Source organism: Pelagicoccus mobilis, assembly GCF_016595505.1.
GTDB lineage: Bacteria > Verrucomicrobiota > Verrucomicrobiia > Opitutales > Opitutaceae > Pelagicoccus > Pelagicoccus mobilis.
On record NZ_JAENIL010000031.1, the window covers coordinates 73,433 to 96,136 of the forward strand.

Annotated in this window: 13 protein-coding genes and 1 tRNA gene; 7 read left to right on the forward strand and 7 right to left on the reverse strand. The window is 51.1% G+C overall.

Features of this window, described 5'->3' with window-relative positions; genetic code table 11:
- Positions 1-16: 16 nt before the first annotated feature.
- Complete coding sequence (locus JIN87_RS16700; RefSeq protein WP_200356735.1) at positions 17-1,165, reverse strand: ABC transporter permease; 1,149 nt, start codon at positions 1,163-1,165, stop codon at positions 17-19.
- A gap of 5 nt (positions 1,166-1,170) precedes the next feature.
- The gene (locus JIN87_RS16705; protein ID WP_200356736.1) at positions 1,171-4,476 is read right to left on the reverse strand and encodes an ABC transporter substrate-binding protein; all 3,306 of its coding nucleotides are present in this window, start codon (positions 4,474-4,476) and stop codon (positions 1,171-1,173) included.
- 311 nt (positions 4,477-4,787) lie between these two features.
- Here JIN87_RS16705 and JIN87_RS16710 point away from each other — a divergent pair, with 311 nt between their 5' ends.
- The 5 genes from JIN87_RS16710 to JIN87_RS16730 all read left to right on the forward strand — a co-directional run bounded on the left by JIN87_RS16710 (position 4,788) and on the right by JIN87_RS16730 (position 10,390).
- A complete protein-coding gene (locus JIN87_RS16710; RefSeq protein ID WP_200356737.1) occupies positions 4,788-5,663 on the forward strand; it encodes an NAD(P)-dependent oxidoreductase in 876 nt (291 codons plus the stop codon).
- Positions 5,664-5,785: 122 nt separating this feature from the next.
- A complete protein-coding gene (locus tag JIN87_RS16715) occupies positions 5,786-7,606 on the forward strand; it encodes a helix-turn-helix transcriptional regulator (RefSeq protein WP_200356738.1) in 1,821 nt (606 codons plus the stop codon).
- Between the two features lie 76 nt (positions 7,607-7,682).
- A complete protein-coding gene (locus JIN87_RS16720; protein ID WP_200356739.1) occupies positions 7,683-8,567 on the forward strand; it encodes a sugar phosphate isomerase/epimerase family protein in 885 nt (294 codons plus the stop codon).
- A gap of 7 nt (positions 8,568-8,574) precedes the next feature.
- Positions 8,575-9,531: an ABC transporter ATP-binding protein gene (locus JIN87_RS16725; RefSeq protein WP_200356740.1), complete on the forward strand. Its 957-nt coding sequence runs from the start codon at positions 8,575-8,577 to the stop codon at positions 9,529-9,531.
- 10 nt (positions 9,532-9,541) lie between these two features.
- Positions 9,542-10,390: an ABC transporter ATP-binding protein gene (locus JIN87_RS16730; protein ID WP_200356741.1), complete on the forward strand. Its 849-nt coding sequence runs from the start codon at positions 9,542-9,544 to the stop codon at positions 10,388-10,390.
- 46 nt (positions 10,391-10,436) lie between these two features.
- On the opposite strand, the gene JIN87_RS16735 is transcribed toward JIN87_RS16730, so the two are convergent.
- Positions 10,437-11,546 carry a Gfo/Idh/MocA family protein gene (locus JIN87_RS16735; protein WP_200356742.1) on the reverse strand — a complete coding sequence of 370 codons (1,110 nt, stop codon included), beginning with the start codon at positions 11,544-11,546 and terminating at the stop codon, positions 10,437-10,439.
- 316 nt (positions 11,547-11,862) lie between these two features.
- Between JIN87_RS16735 and JIN87_RS16740 the strand changes: the two genes are divergently transcribed.
- Positions 11,863-13,443: a glycoside hydrolase gene (locus JIN87_RS16740; protein ID WP_200356743.1), complete on the forward strand. Its 1,581-nt coding sequence runs from the start codon at positions 11,863-11,865 to the stop codon at positions 13,441-13,443.
- Between the two features lie 130 nt (positions 13,444-13,573).
- On the opposite strand, the gene JIN87_RS16745 is transcribed toward JIN87_RS16740, so the two are convergent.
- The 4 genes from JIN87_RS16745 to JIN87_RS16760 form a co-directional block, all read right to left on the reverse strand.
- Positions 13,574-16,678 carry a beta-galactosidase gene (locus tag JIN87_RS16745; protein ID WP_200356744.1) on the reverse strand — a complete coding sequence of 1,035 codons (3,105 nt, stop codon included), beginning with the start codon at positions 16,676-16,678 and terminating at the stop codon, positions 13,574-13,576.
- Between the two features lie 54 nt (positions 16,679-16,732).
- Complete coding sequence (melB, locus tag JIN87_RS16750; protein ID WP_200356745.1) at positions 16,733-18,088, reverse strand: melibiose:sodium transporter MelB; 1,356 nt, start codon at positions 18,086-18,088, stop codon at positions 16,733-16,735.
- A 1,571-nt stretch (positions 18,089-19,659) separates the two neighbouring features.
- Positions 19,660-20,583, reverse strand: coding sequence for a hypothetical protein (locus JIN87_RS16755; protein ID WP_200356746.1), 924 nt, complete (start codon positions 20,581-20,583; stop codon positions 19,660-19,662).
- Positions 20,584-20,986: 403 nt separating this feature from the next.
- A tRNA-His gene (locus tag JIN87_RS16760) sits at positions 20,987-21,063 on the reverse strand.
- A gap of 351 nt (positions 21,064-21,414) precedes the next feature.
- Here JIN87_RS16760 and JIN87_RS16765 point away from each other — a divergent pair.
- Complete coding sequence (locus JIN87_RS16765) at positions 21,415-22,626, forward strand: MFS transporter (RefSeq protein WP_200356747.1); 1,212 nt, start codon at positions 21,415-21,417, stop codon at positions 22,624-22,626.
- The last annotated feature ends 78 nt before the right edge of the window (positions 22,627-22,704 follow it).

A 22,704-nucleotide genomic window follows, 5' to 3' on the forward strand; every position in this document is an offset into this window, starting at 1 on the left:
CGGGCTCTGTGGCTCATCAACGCTTCGAAGAATACGGATCCGCCGCATCGCGCAGCCCGTCTCCCAGAAAGTTGAAGCACAAGACCGTCAATACGATCATCACTACCGGCATCAGCAGCCACGGGTAATTCGATATCGTGCTCAGGTTCAAACAATCCTGCAATAGCACACCCCAACTAATAATTGGAGCCCGCAAACCAAGCCCTAGAAAACTGAGGGCCGTTTCACCGAGTATCATTCCAGGCACACTCAGAGTCAGGGTGACGATGATATGACTCGCGAAACCGGGCAGCAAATGCTTGAAGATGATCCGACCATGACTCGCCCCCATCAGCTTAGCCGCGACCACATAGTCCTCGTTCCTCAGTGATAGAATTTTACCTCGAACCACCCGTCCAAGTCCGGTCCAGTTCAGAAAACTCAATACAATCGTGATCGCCAAATAGACTTTCAACGGCGTCCAAGTATCCGGTAAGATTGCGCCGATCGCCAACCAAAGCGGCAATTGTGGGAAAGAGTTGATAATCTCGATGACGCGTTGAATGACCACATCTGTCGTACCGCCGAAGTATCCTGAAACGCCGCCAATCGCCACACCAAGGATAAAGGTGATCACAATCGCAACCAATCCGATCGAAAGGCTGATTCTCGAACCGTGCACGATTTTGCTCAACATGTCTCGTCCATAGCGGTCTGTGCCGAGAAGAGCAAAACGTGGAGCAACCTCACCCGAGGAATTCCCCTTGGCCCACTTGTCGATGTTCACTCCAAAGAAGTGACGATCGCACTCAAAAACTCCAAAAAGCGAATACGCCTCTCCTCTCACGAAAAAACCCAGAGGAATCGACTCCTCTTCATTTTTCAAATAGTACTTGCGGAGCGTAACTGGATCTTCCTGCAACGTAAGCACAGGAGAATGCAGGCCTTCGGAAAGACTGAAATTCAATTCCTGCGGGGGGAGATAGGCATAGTCCAAATCCTTTGAATTCGCCCCATACGGAGCGAAAAATCCCGAAAACGCCGCAACGATGTAGAGCATCAACAGCACCAAACCGCTGATCACAGCCGCTTTGTGCTTACCGAATTTGCGGGACATGAGAGCGAATTGAGAATCTCGCCTCACCTCATTCTTAACCGAGGGATCCTCTTGAATTCCTTGTTTCATACGAATCACTTTTTCCCTCCTTCCAAGCGGATCCGCGGATCCAAGGCCAAAAGCAAAAGATCACTCACAAGCGTTCCTAGGATTCCAAGTAAACTGAGAAGCATTAGCATCGACCCAGCGAGGTACATGTCCTCCGTCTGCAACGCGTCCAGCAGCAACGGCCCAATCGTCGGGAGACTAAGTATCAACGCCACAATAGCGCCCCCTGAAACGAGCTGAGGAAACAAGCTCCCAATACTTGAGACAAAGGGATTTAAAGCGATGCGGATCGGATATTTTATCAGAAGCTTCAGTGGACGGACCCCCTTCGCTCGAGCGGTCGTTACATAGGGCTTCTTCAGTTCGTCCAACAGATTAGCCCGCATCACTCGGATCATCCAGGCCGTTGAACCGATGCCCACAACCAAGATCGGTACCCAAATGTGCTTTATCAAATCCCATACCTTTCCTGCCGACCACCCCGGCTCCGAGGCATACTCTACCGAGAACAGACCCGACACCGGCACGTCGAAATACCGCATCGACACGTACATCAGGATCAAAGCGAGCAAGAAATTCGGCACGCACATACCGACAAACCCAACAAAGGTCGCGACGTAGTCTCCAATCGAATACTGACGCACTGCAGAATACACGCCGATAGGCAAGGCAACCACCCAGGTAAACAAGATCGCCAGTACGCTAATCGCCATCGTCAAAAGCAGTCGGTCCCCCAACTCTTCGTTGACCGACTTGAAAGTCTTCATCGATCTTCCCATCTCTCCCTGCAATAACCCGCGATCACTAGAGTCGAAAGAGAAGAACCACTTGAAGCCCATCCAGCTCAAGTAGCGAGACACCACTCCTTTATCCAGTTCGAACATCTCTCGCAATTCCTCAACCTGCTGTTGATCGACTTCTTCCCCATTCGACTCCAGCTGATAGATATAGGAGGTCAAGTAGTCGCCTGGCGGCAGCTGCACAACCGTGAAGGTAATTATGGATACAACGAACAGGGTCGGCACCATTATCGCCAAACGACGTCCGATAAAAGGATGACGTACCGCCAGGAGCAGCACCGCGACAGTCAATATGCCGCCGACTACCCAACGTATCAAACCTCCAAATGCGCTTTCAGCGGCTTCGTTTGAGTCCCCGATCGGACCACCGCTCATCTTGCTGCCATTTGCGATGGCTTCCTGGATAGCCGCAACCACCCCTTCCGAATTCGTTTGCGTCTCGAAAAAGAAGGTTTCCGGAGCGACGTTGGCTGGACTGGAAAAGTCGAAATTCATAACCGCCAACTGCGGTACATTCTTTAAATCCCTATCCACGGCCATCAAGGTCGGCGGGGAGCGACCAATATTGATCGTCCACACTTGCTCCGCCGCTATCTTCAGCACCTCTCGAAAAAGCTCGATCTGTTCCTCACGCGTAGAGGCATTCGAAGCCTCCTCATACAGTTTCATCACCTTGATGTATTCAGAATCTGGAGGAGGTGCCGCCGCCCCTTTTCGGGAAGCGCTTTCATTCCCTCGAAGCCCTCCAGCGCTATACCATAGGCCAAAAGCTTTCGCCCAGTCGGAGTCACGCGTTGGAACGTAGTTCTTAGGATCGATCAACGGGTTCATCTTCCCATTCATACGGGTGACGATAAGATCCTGCTGATAACCGGCTTGCTCTACTTGAAACAGGGCTGGAGCACGGTTGCGAGCAACCACCCGCAAACCCAACGCCCTCCAGTCCTCAACCACCATTTCGCTGATCGCTGGATTTTCAGTCGCCCGGTAGTCCAGGTAAAACTGCATTCGCGAGCCGTCCTTGAAGGTGCGCATTCCCTCCGAATCGCGGTTGCTCAAGCCAATCTGGTCCAGCAAATCATTCGCCCGCTTCGGGTCAAATTGAACGTAGGCGTTAAATAGCGAGGGCTCGTAGAAGGGCGTTTCCTTAGCCGGAGCCAGCTGTGACGGCTCCAGCAAGCCGCTAAACTCCGCTCGATTGATTCGCTCGCGGTCGATCGACAAGGAAAGCGCTTGCCGAAAACGTTTATCCTGAAACAGCTCTCTCTTCTTCGCGCCCTCCGGATCCTTGGAACCCTCCATGTGATTGTGATTGGGCAGGATCAAAAACTCTGTCGTATCGAAGCTATACCAATGATAGAGATCATAGCCGCCATTTTCGCGTTGCGACATCAGCATGGTGTACTGATCGAACGGAAGCTCCCGATAGATCGAAACTTCTCCCCCCGAAACAGCGATGATTCCCATATCCTTGGACCGGGCCTCATAGTGGATCTGATCAATATACGGCAACTGCCGCCCCTGCTCGTCCACAGCGAAGTAATAGGGATTGCGAACGAACACCTGAGGTGGGCTCGTTTTGTATGTTCGGTATACCCAAGGCCACAAACGAGGATGTTCGGGATTGCTCCAGTCCTTTAATTTCAAATACATCGCGTTCGGACTGGGAGCATCGAGCTCCGCCATTTTCTGGGCGATCAGATCCGGATCACCTCGATTCGGGTGATACTTCTCCAGATAGTGCTTGGGAGCATCACATATGAAGGCTCCAAACGCGGTCGCAAGCCGTTCCAGAAACACCACGTTCGGGCTTTCAAACGTGATCTTGAAGCTGTAAGTGTCCAATTTTTCGAGCTGCCCGCGTACTCCATTTGTTGAATACACGTTCTCGAAATAGCTTGGCACGTCTGGATCCAAGATTTCCGCTTCCCAAAAGTAGAGAATATCGTCAGCCGTAAACGGGTGTCCATCTGACCAACGCATACCGCGACGCAGATGGAATGTGAACTCCCGCGAGTCCTCCCCGACCTCCCAAGACTTCGCAACATGCGGCACCACCGGATAGCCCTGGGCTGACCAACGCGCCAGGGTCGAGCCGCTATAACGGCTGGTTATATCCAAAAACGCCCCAGGCTGCATCACCTTAAAGAGTGTACCGCCGTAACGGGCATCCGCCTCCAATCCGCACAAAACGACCGGTTCAGGACCCACACGTTCTTCGACAGACGCCAACACACCAGATTCGACGAGTTCGCCTAGAAGCGGCGCCTCCTCTTTAGGGTACCAAACGGCATCCGCTCCTGCCCCATAGTCCGTATCCACCCAGTTTACGACTTGATCGACCTCGTCTAAGCGAGCCGAACGCAAGGCCTTCGCCTCCGCCACCGAAGCTTGGTCAAACGCAGGTCGTTCGCTCGCCACCTCCGGACGGAAAAGCCATCCCCATGCATACAGGAAGAGACCGATTCCCAACAACGTTGCCGCCAGCTTTAAAGCAAGGCTCCCTATAAACTTTATTTTGCGTAGTTCCAATTGAAGTAAAATCGCGATCCTAAGGTATTGAGGTCAGAAACGGCAAGCGCCCCCTAAAAGAGGGCGCTAGCGTGGTAACTAAGAACATCGACCCGGCCTTCACCCCGAAGCGCCGAGTCCCTCAATGATAGATCATCCAGCATCCATTGCATACTTCTTTGAATGTCATAATTTGAATTTTTGAAGCGCACTTCGCATCAGGAAAGCTACTTCCCGAACAAACTCAAATTCTGTAGCAGCAGTCGCACTTTTGCCTCCCCGCCATGGGGACTGATCTGCCATAAAGGGGATAGAACTCGCAAATCAGTATTATGACCAGCAAACCAACTATCGGCGTTATCGGACTTGGGGATATGGGAGCCGCCTACTCCATCAATCTCGCTGCAAGCGGCTTTCCAAGTGTAGGCTTCGACCTGCAACCCGAAAAGCTTGAACAGGTCGCTCAGAAGGGAGTAACCCCTGCCAAGGATATCGCTGACCTTGTCGAAAAAAGCGATATCATCCTTACAAGCCTCCCCAGCAGCAAAGCCTTCCTATCCGTCGCGGAAAACGAAATCCTGCCAAGAATACGCCCCAACCAGCTAGTGATTGAGACTGGCACCACTGTAAGCTCGGCGTTCATCGAATTGAGCAAGAAATTCGACGAACGAGGCGCCACTCTCATCGACTGTCCTGTATCCGGCGGAAAATACGGAGCAGAAAACCGTTGTCTTAAAATCTTTGCAGGCGGCAGCGTTCAAACCCTCGAAAAAGCACGTCCCGTTCTCGTTGTGATCGGAGGCGACGGCATGATCTACCATTGTGGAGAAACAGGTTCCGGCCAGGCCATGAAAGGAGTTAACCAACTCAAAATGGCATTCGAGAACGCCATGTACCTGGAAATCCTCGCCTACGCTCAAAACACCGGACTCTCCCTCGAGCAAATCGAGGAAATCTGGCCAGACTCCTGGGACGACCGGATCCGCAACGTCGCCGCTGAAGTCCTCAAGGGAAATGGCAGCAACATCAGCGTCAAGTTCCGAGAGCTCCCGTATTTCACCGACGATGCCGCCAAGCGGAGCTTCCAGCTCCCCATGACCACCGCCCTTCACGAATTCTGCTCGAAGGGCGAGTACTCGTTTTTCGACGATCACCGAGATGCTCCCTCTTTTTGGCATGAGCTGACACGTCCAGCATCCAATACCTGAACACGGACGCTCACTACGGCTTCCATTACGGGATAAATTCAATTTCCGAACCATCCAGGGCACTGAGAGCAATCTAGGAATTGCCAGACACTCTACGACATGAGTCCTTGAAAGGACTCAATATGTCTCCCCCATCCACGCAGCCCTTAGCTCTACGACAAAATACAAAGCAATCCCACCCTTCCTACACGTGCACTCCCCCTTCCTGTATCCGAGTAAAGGAATGGAGCCTACACTCAGGTGAGACCTTCAAACTCGACCGACTGTGCCGAGCGTCCTCGGGCGATACCGCAATCTGGATTATCACAACCGCCGGAGGGGCGACTCTCAGTATCCAAGGCCTGAGGTACCTGCTGAAACCCGGTTCCGTCCTTTCAATCCCCACCATATCCGGAACGAGCATAGAACAACACCAACGATCCTCTGACTGGGAATTCATCATCGTCGAACTCTCCGGGAAGCAAAGCCTCCACCATGCAAAGTATCTGCGCAGCGAATACGGTGCCTACTATGAATTACCATCTTCCTCAGCTGCCATCCAATTCGCTTTGACCACCGCCACTCAACCAAAGAGCGACGACGAATCTCCTCACCAAAAAGCCCGCCAGGCAAATCGTTGGCTCTGCTCATTGAATCAATACCTCTCCAATCACAGACTTCCCTTCGGCATCCTCTTGAAACTCTCGAAAGGCGATATCGCCATGATGGAGTTCGCAAAGCAATCGGTTAAGGAAATCACCCAAGCGAAAGGGTGCTCCCGCACTTTGATCAGCCGTTACATACGCGATGAGTGGGGCGCCAATCTAGCGGAAATCCAGCACTCGCTTAGAATAGAATGGGCGATGCTGAACCTTCGCGACAGCGATCTCAAAGTCTATCAAGTCGCTCTGGAAGCAGGGTACGCTTCTCTCTCGGCCTTCATCAGCTCCTTCAAGAAAAAGACAGGGCTAACGCCCCAAGCTTACCGAAAAGATCCGAACGCAGCTCGATTCGTCACGCCACGCTATCTCAACCTAGACCACTATTCCCTTCACGAAGCTGAAAAGGAAATCCAGGCGAAGAAGAAAGCCCTCCTCACATCCTACCACCAAGAGACTCCAGCCTTCGCAGACGAAGGTTGCTACACCCTGGAAAACGATCAACGCAACGCGCTTCCCTATTTTACAATAGGTCTGCACCACCGTAGGGAAACCATCGATACACCTATCGACATGTCCTTCGAACCCTTCCGCAAAAAGTGTTTTTTCACTTACACTCACTCCGGATCGGCCACGGTTTGCTGGAAAACCAAACGCTACCATCTCACTCCCGGAGATCTCATCCTCTACCCATCGCCCTCAAACATCTCCTTCACTCCCAATACCGCGAGTAAACGCTGGAAGCGAAGCACCGTAGCGCTCTTCGGAGTACCCACGATTCGCGCAGTTCAGGATATCATCGAGAAACACGGACACCTCGCAAAACTGCCCCACGACTCCCCCCCGATCCGGTCACTATTGAGCTTGCCCCAACGCGCTCAACGAACGGAAAGCGTCGAAGAGCATTCCCAAGAGGTCTACGATTTCATTTCCACCTTGCACCAGTATTTGGATACATACGGAAACCCATTCGCCAGCGAGCTCGACTTTAGCGATTGCGACTCGCGTATCATCCCTTACCACACGGTCAAGAACGTCAAAGCGCTTGCCGAAGAAATCGGATATTCCCGAACACACTTCTCGCGTAAGCTTCGCAGTCAATGGCAAACCGCCACACCAGGAAAGGTAATCCGAAATGGAAAATTGGCGATCGCCAGCAAACTTCTCAAGGATACTGACCTATCCATCGGCCGCGTTGCGGAAAACGTAGGCTACACTTCGGTTGCGGGCTTTATCGGAGCCTTCAAGAGAAAGTACAACCAGACCCCCCTTCGCTACCGACGCGACCTACAGCGAACCCACTAACCCCAGACGACTAAAGCGTACCGTACTCTTTTTTCCGATACTCATTAAGTGTCACACACAATTGGAACAAATTTCGATGAACCCGATTATTCTCTTCGACAACTTTTTTGAAGGTTACAAACGGAGCTACTCCTGGAAAACCAAGTTCGCTATCGCCAAAGACTGCGGCTTCGACGGCTTCGAGTTCGTAATGATGGACTTCGAAAAGGACTGGGCAAACATAGAACCACTCCTCGAAAAGCACGCCTTCACTCACCTCGGTTTTCACTATAGCACCCAAGCGGTCATTGACGCTCAAGCCGAGAACATCGACTCCGAAATCGCCCTGCTGGAAAGACGCATCCACAAGATTGCTCAGATCGGGGGTAATACCTACATGACCCTTTCCTTAAGCGGGACTGACGAACTCGGCGGAGAGACGATCGCTGAACGTGGCTCCGCAAAAGCGGAAGAGCGCCACTGGGAACGGGCCGCCCAAATCATAGAAGCAGTGGACCGAGCAGCAGCCCAAAACCAAGTAAAAGTCTATCTCTATCCGCACATCGACTGGATATGCGACACCCCCCAGTCCCTATCGAAGATTCTATCCGACGCCGATGCCCAAGCGGTTGCAGCAAGTTTCTGCTGCCATCACTGGTACGCAAACGACAATAGCTGTACCCTCGAAGAAAGCCTCGAACTCCCTAAGATGAGCCCACTCAATTACGCCGTGATGACCAACGCGAAAGTATCGCCGGGCTGGTTTAGTGCCGTCCAGATCGACCAAGGAGAAATCGACATCGCCGGAATTCTAGGCTACCTTTGGAGCAATGGTTTCAAAGGTCCCATCGCCTCCCAGGGAGCAGGCATTCCGGGCGATCCCTACCTCGCCTGCGCTGCCGTTCCTCGCTACATTCGCTCCCTTTGGCAACGCTTCCATGACAATCCATCGTTAAACCCGGCAAGTCAATCCTCCCACTAGCTCTCCCATGCCCAACCCAAACGAAAACGCCTTAAGCATTAGAGAACTGAGCGTGACATTCGACTCGGAGGACGGGGCATTCGAAGCCGTCCGCAACGTTTCCTACGACGTACCTCGAGGAAAAGTCCTCGCAGTCGTTGGCGAGAGCGGCTCCGGCAAAAGCGTAACCGCAAACGCGATACTCGGCTTGATTCAAGCTCCGGGAAGAGTATCCAATGGACAAATACTATTTTACCCCAAGAAGGGAAACCCGGTGGATATCACCACCTTAAGCGAGAAAGACGACCTCCTCTTCAAAATTCGTGGAGGAAAGATCGGAATGATCTTCCAAGAGCCGATGACTGCCCTCAGCCCAGTTCACTCGATAGGGAATCAACTCTGCGAAGCTCTTTTCCTCCACAAGAGCGTGGACAAAAAGGAGGCGGAACGAGTCGCAATCGAAATGCTCGAAAAAGTAGGAATCACCGATCCGGCGACTCGCCTAAAACAATACCCCCACGAATTCTCAGGCGGCATGAGACAACGCGTTGTAATCGCCATGGCGCTTATCTGCGAACCGGAAATCATCATCGCAGACGAGCCGACCACCGCGCTCGACGTCACCATACAGGCTCAGATCCTCACCCTGCTTTCCAAATTGCAGAAGGAAACTGGAACATCCGTGATATTCATCACCCATGACCTAGGCGTCGTCGCCCAAATCGCAGACGATGTCGCAGTCATGTACAAAGGACGGATTGTCGAGAAAGGTAGCGTGAGACAAGTACTGAAAGATCCACTACACCCGTACACCAAAGCCCTCCTCGCAGCCATTCCGAGCCAGAAGAACTTAGGAGCTCGGCTCCCAACCATCGACTCGGTCCTAGGCGACACCGATATCTCGACTCATACTGAACTCATAGAAATCGGAGCAGGTCGATCCGTAGCGCTCGCCCCAGAAGAGGCCGCTCGCCATTCCAAATAAGTCTCTACCCATGCCAACAACCAAACCTATTCTAAGCGTCAAACGTCTCAGCAAGCGATTTCCCATCTACAGCGATGGCGTGGTTCGTCGCGTGGTAGATAACTTCACCGCAGTAAATGACGTCAATTTCGACCTGATGCCAGGAGAGACCTTAGGCATCGTCGGCGAAAGCGGCTCCGGTAAGACAACCTGCGCCCGATGCGTCCTGAGAGCTCTCGAACCCAGTGAGGGAGAAGTGATCTTTCAGTCGAGGAATGGTCCCTTGGACCTAGCCCAACTAAGCGAGAAGCAACTCAAGCCTCTGCGACAAGAGATGCAAATGATCTTCCAAGATCCATTCTCCTCACTCAATCCAAGAATGACCGTGGGAGAAACCGTCGCCGAGCCAATGCTCATACACAAGCTCTCCAAAGGGGCAGCCCTAAAAGAGCAAGTCGTCAGCATTCTCGAAAAAGTCGGCCTAGCCGCCGAACACCTAAACCGCTATCCGCACGCCTTTTCTGGTGGTCAAAGACAACGGATTGGAATCGCTCGAGCGCTCATAATGAAGCCATCCCTAATCGTCGCCGACGAGTCCGTTTCTGCGCTCGACGTCTCGGTACAAGCGCAAGTAATAAACCTTCTTCAAGATCTGCAGGAAGAGTTTCAGCTCACCTATATTTTCGTCGCCCACGATCTAAGCGTAGTAAAACACATTTGCGACCGCGTACTGGTAATGCGCAAAGGTGAAGTTGTTGAGTCCAAAACAACCTCAGAGCTTTTTTCAAATCCAGAACATGGATACACAAGATCGCTCCTGTCCGCAATACCAAGCCCAGATCCGGACATTCCTCTTCAGCCTATCGCCTACAAGGAATAGGCTCGCCCCTGCCCCAAGGAGCGAGCCGTCCCTACTACTAACACATCTAGAGACTCAGAAAGTCAGGAATCTGGACACGCTCCCCGTCCCTCATTGCCGACTCATGAGCGCAAAGTCCTGCCGCGGTCCAGTTTGCTGACTGCACGGCATTTGGGAAAGGTTCTCTATCCTCCACAATTGCAGAAACAAACTCGTGGGCTAAATGCGGATGAGAACCTCCATGGCCACTCCCCTGCTTAAAGGAAAGGTGAGTATTCTCCGAGAGGTCATACACACCCTTCGTAGTAAACTTGCGGATACCCTCCGGCAGGCGATCGGCGAAATCCGGAACAGACACCCGCTCCGGGTCCTCTCCTCTATGTAAAACGCTCTGCTCGTGCTCGATCAAGGTCCACTCCCAAGAGACATCGCTACAATAAACATCAAAGCTCTCCCTGTATTGGCGCGCCGTATTGAAGAGCGAACGGGTGACCTCCGCTTTAACATCGCTGTCCTTGAGAGAAAGAGTTGCTGTCTCGATTGCAAACGGAGAGCCATTCTTCAAGATGAGAGCTTCGTCGATACGTCCCGAACCATGACACACGACGCTCTCCGCTAATTTGCCTGAAAGGGCAAGCAATGGGCCAATACAATGTGTCGCATAGTGCATCGGAGGTAGACCTTCCCAGTATCCCGGCCAGCCCGCCATCTCCTGCTGGTGAGAACCACGGAGGAACTGAAGTCTCCCCATCTCCCCGCTATCGTAGAGATCCTTCACGTACAAGTACTCCCGAGCGTAAACAACGGTCTCCATCATCATGTACTTTTTACCTGAAGAAATCTGAGCACGAACAATCCCCTTCAGAGCTTCTAAATTGGTCGCGGCCGGAACCGTACAAGCGCAATGCTTACCTGCATTCAAAGCCTGGATACTTTGTTCGGCATGCGCTGGTATCGGAGTGTTTATGTGGATCGCATCGATATCCGGATCCGCAAGCATCTCCTGATAGTCCGTGAAGCGTTTCTCGACTCCAAACGCGTCACCGATCTGATTCAGGCTATCGACGTTGCGTTGGCAAATCGCTACCATTTCCGCCTGAGGGTGATTTTGATAAATGGGTATAAATTCGCTACCAAAGCCCAATCCCACAATTCCGATACGTACTTTTTCGCTCATGCAGGATGATACCACTGATCGTCAGCGTTCCCCACTGCTCTCTCCTATGCAAACTCAATTTTTGTATCAACTTCACTTCATGCCATTCGTTTTTTCTTACACGAGGTCAATTTGGCCTCTCACACCCAAAGAAAACAGTCAGCAAACAGTTTGACCCACAAAAGCGTCACGGATTCGGGATCAACACAGACTTCTGTCGAGAAATTCGAGCTAATCGTCTCGCACACAAAATCCCCCAAAAGGGTGAATGAGAACACTCCTCGTTAGTGCTATAATCGCGACTGCGATACACCAATAAAAGTCCACCCCTTTAAGTATGAAACCATTGCTTTGTTTTTTCCTGATGCTCATGTTTCCAGTCCCTGCTATTCTTGGATCTCGAGTTGAGGTTGATTTGGGCCTCAAGTACCAGACAATTGAAAGTTTTGGAGCTTCAGACGCTTGGAGTATCGATCCAGCGATTCGAAAGTGGGCCTCCACTGGGGACGAGAAGGCCATAGAACACCTTGCCAATCTCCTTTTCTCCACGGCGGAGGGAATCGGATTATCAGCTTGGAGATTCAACATCGGAGCTGGCAGCTCGGAGCAAGGCGAGAAAAGCCGAATTCCAGATCCCTACAGGAGAGCAGAACTATTTGTTTCCCGCCCTGGAGGCGAAGTGGACCATTCGAAACAAGCTGGGCAAGTACGACTGCTCAAGGAAGCCCACGAAAGAGGAGTATCCGAGTTCGTCGCCTTCGTGAACAGCCCTCCAGTATGGGCGACCAAAAACGGTTTGTCTCATCCTAGCAAAGGCGAAGGTGTCGGATCGTCCAATCTGGACCCCAAACATCTACATTCCTTCGCGGACTTCCTTTCGGAAGTTATTACGTACCTAAGAAGCGAATACGTCGGCGTACCCGTCAACCATTTGAGCCCTGTCAATGAGCCAACGTGGGAATGGGAAGGCGAATCCCAAGAAGGGAATCGATACAATATGGATGAGCTTAAAGCGGTGTACAAATCCGTGCATGCGTCTCTCAAGAAATCAGGACTTTCGGAAGTCATTCACTTAGATGGTGCGGAAGCCGTAGAGTACACCGCGGCTTTATCTGATCCCTACAAGCTCAAGTTCGACGATCAAATCTACAATGGAGGCATGAACAAGTCACTCAATGGTTTGTATCGAAACTATATTGACGAGCTCCTGGGAGATCCAGAAATGAGATCCATACTGGGCAACAAGCTTTCGATGCATGGGTATTTTTCGGATGCCAACAGCGAACGAATGAACCGACTAAGGGATCTTACACTTAAAAGCGTTCAGAAGGTTTCACCTGATGCGAAACTGTGGATGAGCGAATTCTGCATCATGGGAGAGCCTGGAGACGTGCGAAGTTTTTCTGGTCCCGGATTCGATCCCTTGGACATGGAACTCGCTTTGCATGTCGCGAGAGTGATCCACCGTGATTTGACCAGACTAAATGTGTCTGCCTGGCACTGGTGGCTGGCTATGACTCCCTACGACTACAAGGATGGGCTGATCAAGGTTGATCCAGATCTCGCCCCCGAAAGCGTGACCCCTTCAAAGCTTATGTGGGCTTTGGGAAACTACAGCCGCTTCATTAGGCCTGGCTTCAAACGAGTCGCTCTTTCTGGGGCTGACAACATAAACGGAGTCGCCGCTTCAGCCTACCTCAGCGGCGATTCATCTCAGATCGTTTTGATCGCCATTAATTCCGGGCACAAGGACGAAGAGCTCATGATCGACTTCACAAACGGCGGCTCTTTTCAGGATACGAAACTGGCGAAATCGTATTTGACCAATAAATACTCAGACCTCGTAGAGCACAAAGGAGACGAGGAAATAGTAGTTCCGGCTAGAAGCGTCATCACTTACATATTCGATACCCTCTGATCCACGCCTCCATCGGAGAGGATATTTACGAGAGCGTGAAAATTGCTCACCTCAGAAACCTTCCGCCAAAGGGTTTTTCCCTAAGAGAAAGTGGTCAGGGTATCTTAGTCAGCAAAGGTAAGATCGAACATCAGACACTACCCTCTGCCTTTAACGTAAGCTCGTAACGATATTCCGCCTGATTCAACAGGTACTCGTCATGCACGCTAGCGCTCCAAGAATCATCTCCTCCCACGCCCATGTGAAATCCGTCAATTCGCACGTGTAGCTCCTGAGTTTTAACGAGATCGCTAGTGTGCTTGGCCTTTGCAAGGTTCTGTTGCGTGTAGGGACTGACGCCGAAATGGAAGTCTCCCGAGACAACGATTCCTCCGACCTGAAGTTCCCGCGTATCGCAGCGCAGTCCATTTTCGCTAGGAAATATGTAATCCGTATGCATGGATTCGATACTGCTCGAATACAATCCCATACGTGCACTCGACTTGCGATCAGGGTAGTTTTCGTGAGGCCCCCTACCGAACCACTGCAGAGAATCGGGCATTGAAAGCAAAGAAAAAGCAAGGCCGACTCGAGGCAAAGTTTCGATGAGCTTGCTCGCGGTAACATCAACCGTAAGGGAAATCTTCCCAGAACTATCTACCCTGTACTGCCAAGCGCTTCTGAGCAATTCTCGCTCTTCATTGGAATAGCTAAACTCCGCTGTAACCGTTGCATACCACTCATCCACGGAGAGCGAGATATTTGTACAGTCTTGATTCAGCTTGTCCAAACCGAGACGTTCCCACTTGGCAAGATAGGTATTTGGATCAACTCGATCAACCTCACTGGTGCCGATGTCGTTATCGATGGGAGCTCGAAAGAAGTTGTCTCTAAGACCGTAACCGAGAAGCTCCTTGCCGCCCTTTCTCCAGCTGTTTAGTCCGCCCGTCCTAGCGTCGAAGACAAGCTCGAAATCGGTATCCTTTATCAGGATACGTTCTTCATTCTGATCAGTAATCTCTGGCGCTTTCGAATCCATATCGCCATCGATGCTGAGAACATCCTTCGAGCTAAGTTTGAGCTGCGCTTCCGCTACCACTTGCCCTTTTTCGCACCATGGCAAATCCTCGTCAATGATCACATCGAGGTTGAGCCAGTAATCGAAGTCAGAAGCGTAATCGATCGTATCCTGGGATTTGATCTGAAGCGTTGATTCCGGATCAATAGAGAAATCCATCTCCTGCACGTGAACGACTTCCTTCTCTTTTAAGACGCTCAACCTAAGTCGTTTTTTGCAGTCGTCGGAGAACAAGTGTTCACTGGTAACCTCGACGCTAATAGGATCGTTGCCCACCAATTTGAACTGGTAGAACTCCTGGGCTTTCTTCGCTTCCAATGCAGATGGATGAGGCGTGCGATCAGGAAACACGAGACCGTTTATACAGAATTGCCTGTCGTTTACGCTATCTCCGAAGTCGCCACCATAAGCCCAGTATTCTCGACCGTCCTCGTCCTGCTTAGAAAGCCCCTGGTCTACCCAATCCCATATGAAACCGCCTTGCAGGCGATCGTGTTTTCGAAAGTTCTCCCAATACTTGAAGAAGCCACCAAGGCTGTTTCCCATGGCATGAGCGTACTCGCACAAAATCAATGGTCGGCTCTCGCCCGGCATTGCGATCCATTTGTCCAATGCGTAACGCGTGTTCGTATCGTGAGGCAAATCCTTATGGTGACGCGCATACATAGGCGCGATGATGTCGGTAGCCGCGGACTGTGCTCCTCCCCCTTCGTATTGAACAGGGCGGGTTGGATCCTTTTGCTTGGTCCACTGATACATCGCATGGTGGTTTAGCCCGAGTCCGGACTCATTGCCCAGAGACCAAATGATAACGGATGGATGATTCTTATCGCGTTCTACCATACCGCTCATGCGCTGCATGTAGGCGTCTATCCAGCTGATATCGTTGGACAACCTGCCCATTGGGAATTGCCCGTGCGATTCTATGTTTGCCTCATCTACCACATAGAGGCCGTATTCGTCGCACAAATCGTACCAAAGAGGGGCGTTCGGATAATGCGCCGTACGGACAGCATTGAAATTGAGCTGCTTCATCAGCTTTATGTCAGCTATCATGCTTTCTCTGCTGATGTAGTGGCCAGTCTTGGGATCGTGCTCGTGCCGATTAACTCCGCGAATGAGCAGTGGCTTACCGTTTAGTTTGAGCAGACCATCAGAAACCTCTACATTCCTGAAACCAACGTTGTAGGCCTCACAATCGATGACTTTGCCATCCACGTCGAGAAGACTGAGCACGCAACGATAAAGATAGGGAGATTCAGCTGACCAATGCTTGGGGTTCGTGACGCCAAGCGTTTGAAAAAAACGGTCACGGTAAGGTCCCTTCTCATCAACCTCCTTCTCCGCGGTTGAGACGGTTGTCTCGCCTAATAGCGCAACCTCATTTGAGGCATCGTCAAACAACTGGAGTTTCAGAGCATGCACATCGCTGCATTGGGTGATGAAGGTCGAGACCGTGAGTGTGGCGTTTCTAAACTCCTTGTCTAGTTTCGCTTGGATTTGTACATCAGCGATGGCGATTTCCGGCTTCCGGTAGAGATAAACGTCACGAAATATACCACTGAGCCACCACATATCCTGGTCCTCGAGGTAGGACCCGTCGCTCCATCGTATGACCATTACAACAATCGTGTTCTCACCCACACGCAGGTAGGAGCTGAGATCGAACTCGGCAGCCGTTCGACTGTCTTGGCTGTATCCGACCCACACACCGTTGAGCCATAGATGCATAGCGCTACTCACACCGTCGAAGACGATTTTCGTAAATCCTTCCAAGTCTGCCTCAGTAAGAGTGAAGCGGGTTCTGTAAACGCCCGTCGGGTTCTCTTCAGGAGTAAAAGGAGCATTGTCCTCGAACGGGTACTTAACGTTGGTGTAGATAGGCCGGTCATAGCCTTGAAGCTGCCAATTCGCCGGAACCTGTATATCACTCCAGCCCTCATCTTCGAAACCTGCTTCCACAGCCGCCGCCTCTACGCTCGCCGGAGCATCGAAGAGCTTGAACTTCCAAGCTCCGTTCAAAAGCCGCCTACTGCCGCTACCTCCAGCCATCCCTTCCTCACGGGATGCGTATCCATATAATGGACTATGAGGACTCACAGTATTGAGCTTGACGACTCGTTGATTCTGCCAGTCCTCAGCGTTGACGATATCTTGGAAACTTCTCGCTTTATTCATTCGTTTGTTTGTCACACCTTCACGAATACAAAACATGACCTAGGTTTTCGCGACTCATCCTTGGGCCTCGGTTTTTATCGCCGGCTCGAAAGCCTTTTCATCAAAGCCCTCATGCATCTTATAATACTTCTTATATATAAAAGCGCTTAAAAGCATCAGAATGCTGGGCATGCCGAGCATCAGGAACTGGATCCCTGTAACAGTCGATTCGCTCTGCTCTACGTTGGCTTCATATCCGATGATGCTTAAGCCTACCCCGGTCATAAAGGCGGACAATGCCCCAGCAAGCTTCACAAGCATGGTTTGAACTGAGAAAATCACGCTCTCGCTCCGCATGCCGGTCTTGTGCTCGCCGTAATCGACGACATCGGCTAGCATAACCGTGGACAGCACGTTGAACATGCCTACTCCAAACTTCACAATACCGCCAGAGATAGCGACGAAGATCGCAGTTTGAGGAGAAATGATACCTGCGGCATAGAGCACCGAGCAGGAAATAATCGGGAGAGTACATGCGAGCAGCCACATCCATTTCCTTGGAAGTCTGCTTGCTAAGTGAGGAAGCAGGAATACCCCGGCGATCTCAGACAGACCCGCGGCCCACATGTATTCAGAAAACAACCCCTCCGTGCCTACGACATACTTGAAGTAATACAGGGCGAAGCCGCCGATCATCATGTTGGCCACCTGGAACGCCAATACGCATCCGATCAGGATTCTCAGCTGATCGTTGTTTTTAATTATGGCGATAACGTCTTTGGGAGTGAACTTGGAATGGACCTTGGTGTTAACCTTTTCCTTTACATTGAAGAACACGATGAAAGCGCTGGCGATGAACACCACGCAAATGGCGAGAGACGCATTGAAGAAGCCTTCCGCTTGGTCGCCATTGCCAAAGTAGCTGACCGTGACCAGTCCATAAGCACCGACTAACCACCAAGCCATACTCGCGAATATACGTGGCCAAACAACTAGCTTTTCGCGCTCAGGGCGACTCTTGGACAGGGCTGGGATGATCGACCAGAAGGGGATGTCCATAATCGTGTACGTCACACCCCAAACGATGTAGGCGATGGTTGCATACACATAAAGGCTCGTCCCCTCGAACAGGTGAGCTTTGAACAAGGCAAGAACCACCACGGCGTTAACCAGTGTACCAATAACGATCCAAGGTCTGAATTTGCCAAACCGACTCTTGGTATTATCAACGACCATACCCATCATCGGATCCGTCACCGCATCTATGAACCGAGCGAACAGGAACATGGTCCCCACAAACGCTGCTTCAAGTCCGGCGATGTCCGTGAAGTAGAACATCAGGAAAATGTAGATTGGGGCGCAACCAAAGTCTTTGCCCAAGGCTCCCAGGCCATAGGCTACTTTAGTCTTTAATGAGATATGGTCAGTCACGTTGTGTCAGGCTCTTCGACTTCGCTTTAGGGAGCACCTCGCGGACTACGCGAAAAGAGCTCTGCCAATCTTTATCGCAGAGGAAGAATAGAGGGGGTTGAGTGCTTAGAGGTAATCTGAGGTGAAAGTGAACGACCCGATTTCTGTTCAATCGACAGCCATGCTCTGGGTTCAGGTCGTGTGAGATGAAGAGATGTTACCGGATCACTCGAGACAGGTCTATCCCCCGAATAGGGGAATGACGCCGCCACAATTCCCTAGAGTTCCAGCCGGACGAGCAAGCATACCTCCTCATACACTTGATTTCAATTCAGTCCAACTTCTCCCGATCCCAGTAACTAAAAATCATAAACCCTTGAATTAAAACACCTTAAAGCAGAGTCGCAAACTGAAAAAGACTCCTATATGGACCCCTATCGAACCTGAGTCACAAATAGACTCGCACTCACGCCCTAGACTAGATTGTTCGGATGTAAAACAATCTCTACCAACGCACGAAGGGCTTCCGGTTGTTTCCACTATCCATCCTCTACTTGCAACCGATCGATCAAGGCTAATTCATCACTACTCGGCCGAAAGCCAGTTACCCAGCACCATCCACTCATGCTTCAATAGCTTACGATTTTCTACCGCAAAAATTCCTTTTCGATTTCTTTCCGACTCCAAAACCCTTTTGATTTTTGGTATATGTGCCTTCGTCTGAGGCGGTGATAGATTGCAGAGTCCGACAAATCGCCCCACCCAACTTCTCTTCGTATCCATTCGTAAGATACATTAACATCATTTCTTTCTTCACGCAAGCTTGCGACTTCTGCCTTCAATTCGGCAAGCATGGTCAAAGCAATAGTCTGAAAGTCAGATGTATCCATCCTCGCTACCAAACAAAGCTTACCGAATTCGATTTCTACCCACGATAGAAATCGACCTCAAAATCCGGATACAGAAATCAGTGAGTACGCGTTGACACCGCTGGTTCGATCCATTAGCAAGGCGAACACAAAACTCAGCTTCTCCCACATTACCTAAAGCCTCAATGGAGAAAAAGCAGCCCCTCAACCGTTTGTCTGAGCAGCAAAGACTCGGTGGGGACCCAACTAGGGTCATATCAGAGGGAGGATTCGCTACACATAGCAAAATCTCCCTCAAACGTAGCTGTATTTTCTTCTCAATTAGTTTGCTCATTTCTAGGCTTCGCGACTAATCATAAATCGCGTCTTTCAACCTAGGAACTTCCCTCTCTGATTTTAAAGCACTCTCCCCCATGGGAGAAACCTAACAGAACAAACATAACCCACTGACTTTGTATACTTTAGCAGGATACACAAATACTCCAAAAGTACAGAAAACACCGAGCACACAGAGAATTCTACTCAAGAAACGATTGAGCTAATTTGCCCAAAAACAATGAACTCAGATACTTACTGCTGCCGAATCCCTTCACAAAGAAAAGGCTAAAGACAATATCCAGATCTCAGGCGCGTTGCCGACCCCATTTTGAAGTTACAATTGAGCTTATATCGATTTCCTAGAGACTCCAATCCTACAAAATCTTGAGGACACACTAGCCTTCATTACTTTATAAGCCCCTGTATACGACTTTCAACTTCAGCCAGCACATAAGACTTCTCGAACCTACCACTTTCGATCGATCTCTGAACTGTTTCAGCTTTCTCCTCCCAGGACTCAGCAACCTCTTTCTTAGACGGACCTCTAGACAGAGCATTAGAAGCCTCCTTTAAATCCGAGGCTCGAACAGCCTCCAACTTTCGACAAATCGAATTGTGCAAGGATGGATAAGCTACTCGATAAACGACATTGCCACGTTGATCTATGAAACTCTCAATGCCAGGTACTTCAACCTCGTCGAGAACAATAGCTTCCGCCCATATTCGAGCTGTTTTCTTAGTCAACTTTGGGAGCTTGTACTTACGAAGCTCCTTAGATGCGATTTCGTTGTGTAAATCCAAGTCGAACTGGCTTAGATTGGAAGAATCTACCCCCCAGCCTTCATACTCTTTCCTCAAAGACTCTAGAGTATACAGGGCTGGTTCTGGTCCAGATTTTTCAAGATATCTTCTTTGGACAAAATCCAGAATTACCAAGTTGAACTCATCATGCATGGGATTGTAATGCACCGGAAGGGACATCCCCAGCTTTAGAGCGTTAATTCGACGTTCAAACTCAATCCGCTTGTTTTGAGGTCCATCGCGCTTTGATGAGTTTTTTCGATCCTGCGTGGCGTAGGCTAGAATAGGCCAACTCAACTTAGTTCCGGCGACCCTACGCACTAAATGAGGACACGTCTGCTCAAGTAATTCAACCCTCTCACATGCCCACCTAGCGAGTTCTAACAGCAACTCCGCTCGATAAAGGTCATCCTCGCTTGGATCTTTTTTGTCATAGCCTCCATCATAGGTATCTTCCACCGATGGGCCGAAAAATGAATACGACAATTCATCCAAGAGCCCCCATAGTGAATCGTATTTACTACCCATAGATTCCGCCGTTCGGCTAACTGAACAAAATACCTGAGGTAAGTTTGCTGCAGCTGAGCAGATTGCAGGAAAACTTATGCACCCGAGAAAACGAATTGATCAGTTACAGAATAGTTTCACAGGCATCCCATGGCGTATGTGCTCCATTTCTGCACCGGGAAAAACCAGCCCAGAGCTCAATTCCCATCTGGACTTCAATTAACGGGCAATCTCAAAAAATGGATCTGGATCACCAACAACTTAGATAGTGCCTGAAAACACCTGCAATTCTAGCTGCACCAAAGCAGAAAAACTCGAAATCCGGACGACTGATGGTCCCCAATCGGTCCCGGGTCCCAAAACTAGCTACAAAAAAGCCTGCAGCCAAAGATCTCTAAGTTCCTCAGCTGCAGGCCTTTCAGGATGGGGTGATAAACCGGACTCGAACCGGCGACCCCCGGAATCACAATCCGGTGCTCTAACCAACTGAGCTACTACCACCATCCTAAAAAAGAGGAGCACTAAAATTCACCGAGCGCCCCCTTTGTCAATGGTTTTTGACAGCAAAATACCATCAGTCCCGCAAAGCCACTCATCCTCAAGCAATAGCCCCCATTAACTTCACTTTAACTCATAAGCATTAACGCGTTTAAGGTGTTAGGGATGGACAGACACCTGAAATTCCTAATCGTGTTGCGAGTTGCCAATCCTCACGCTCCGGCCCCAACCCACCAGGACGCGTGGCGACGTCGCGTAACACCCCTTAGAATCACAAACCTGCCTCCTGCCCGAGAGTCGCTCGGTGGATGGCAGCTTCCCTCAACTGAACCTAACTGCGTGTAGCAAGAATCTATGAGTAACGTTAATCCCTCCAAATTGTTCACGGCGAGCTGTCTCGCACTGATCGTGACAGCGATGACCTTCGCCATCCGCGCCGGCATCCTTTCTCAGCTCTCAACCGACTTTGGCCTCTCCGACACACAGCTCGGCTGGGTCAACTCCATGGCCTTCCTCGGCTTTCCCGTAGCCATGATGGTTCTCGGCCTCGCCTACAATTTCCTCGGAGCCCGCAACATCCTGATCATGGCCTTCATCGGCCACATCGCCGGCCTCTTGCTCACCATCTTCGCAGGAGGCTTCTGGGGACTACTCATCTCCACCTTCCTCATCGGTTTCGCCAACGGCTCGGTCGAAGCAGCTTGTAACCCGCTGATCGCCGACATGTATCCGAAGAACCAGACAACCATGCTCAACCGTTTCCACGTCTGGTTCCCTGGCGGTATCGTAATTGGCGCCCTCTCGTCCAAGTTCATGACCGACGCAAACCTCGGCTGGCAGCTTCAAATCGCCATCATGCTGGTTCCAACCGTCATCTACGGCATCTACATCTTCACCCAGACCTTCCCGAAGTCCGAAAACATCGAGACTTCCACCTCTACCAATATTAAGAGCCTCTTCCACCCGCTCTACCTGTTCATGATCGTCTGCATGACCCTCACCGCTACCGCCGAGCTCGGCACCCAGCAGTGGGTTGGACGCATCCTCTCTGAAAGTGGAGCCTCTCCGATGATCATCCTCGCCCTCGGCACCGGCCTCATGGCGATCGGCCGCCAGTTCGCTGGTCCAGTCATCCACAAGCTCAACCCGATCGGCGTTCTCCTGCTCTCGGCAATCGTCGCCACCATTGGTATCTACCTCCTCAGCATCGCGACCGGAGCAATGGTATACCTCGCCACAATCGTCTTCGCCATCGGCGTCTGCTACTTCTGGCCAACCATGATCGGTTTCGTCGGCGAGTATCAGCCAAAGACAGGAGCCCTCGGCATGTCCCTCATGGGAGGCGCCGGCATGTTCGCTACCGGACTCTGGAACCCAGTCATCGGTGGCTGGATCGACTCCGCTCGCGCCGAAGCCACAGCAGCAGGCGTAGACGCCGAGCAAATTGAGCTCGTAGCTGGTCAGTCTACCCTCACCAACATGACCCTCTTCCCGCTCGCCCTCATCGTCTTCTTCGGCATCCTCTTCGCAATGCGCAGCAAGGTCGAGGCAGCCGCCAAGGCCTAAGCGGTCCACACTCCCTAAGCCATTTTCCAAGCCCTCCGCTCAACAGCGGAGGGCTTTTTCATCGCCGTAGCGCGGCGC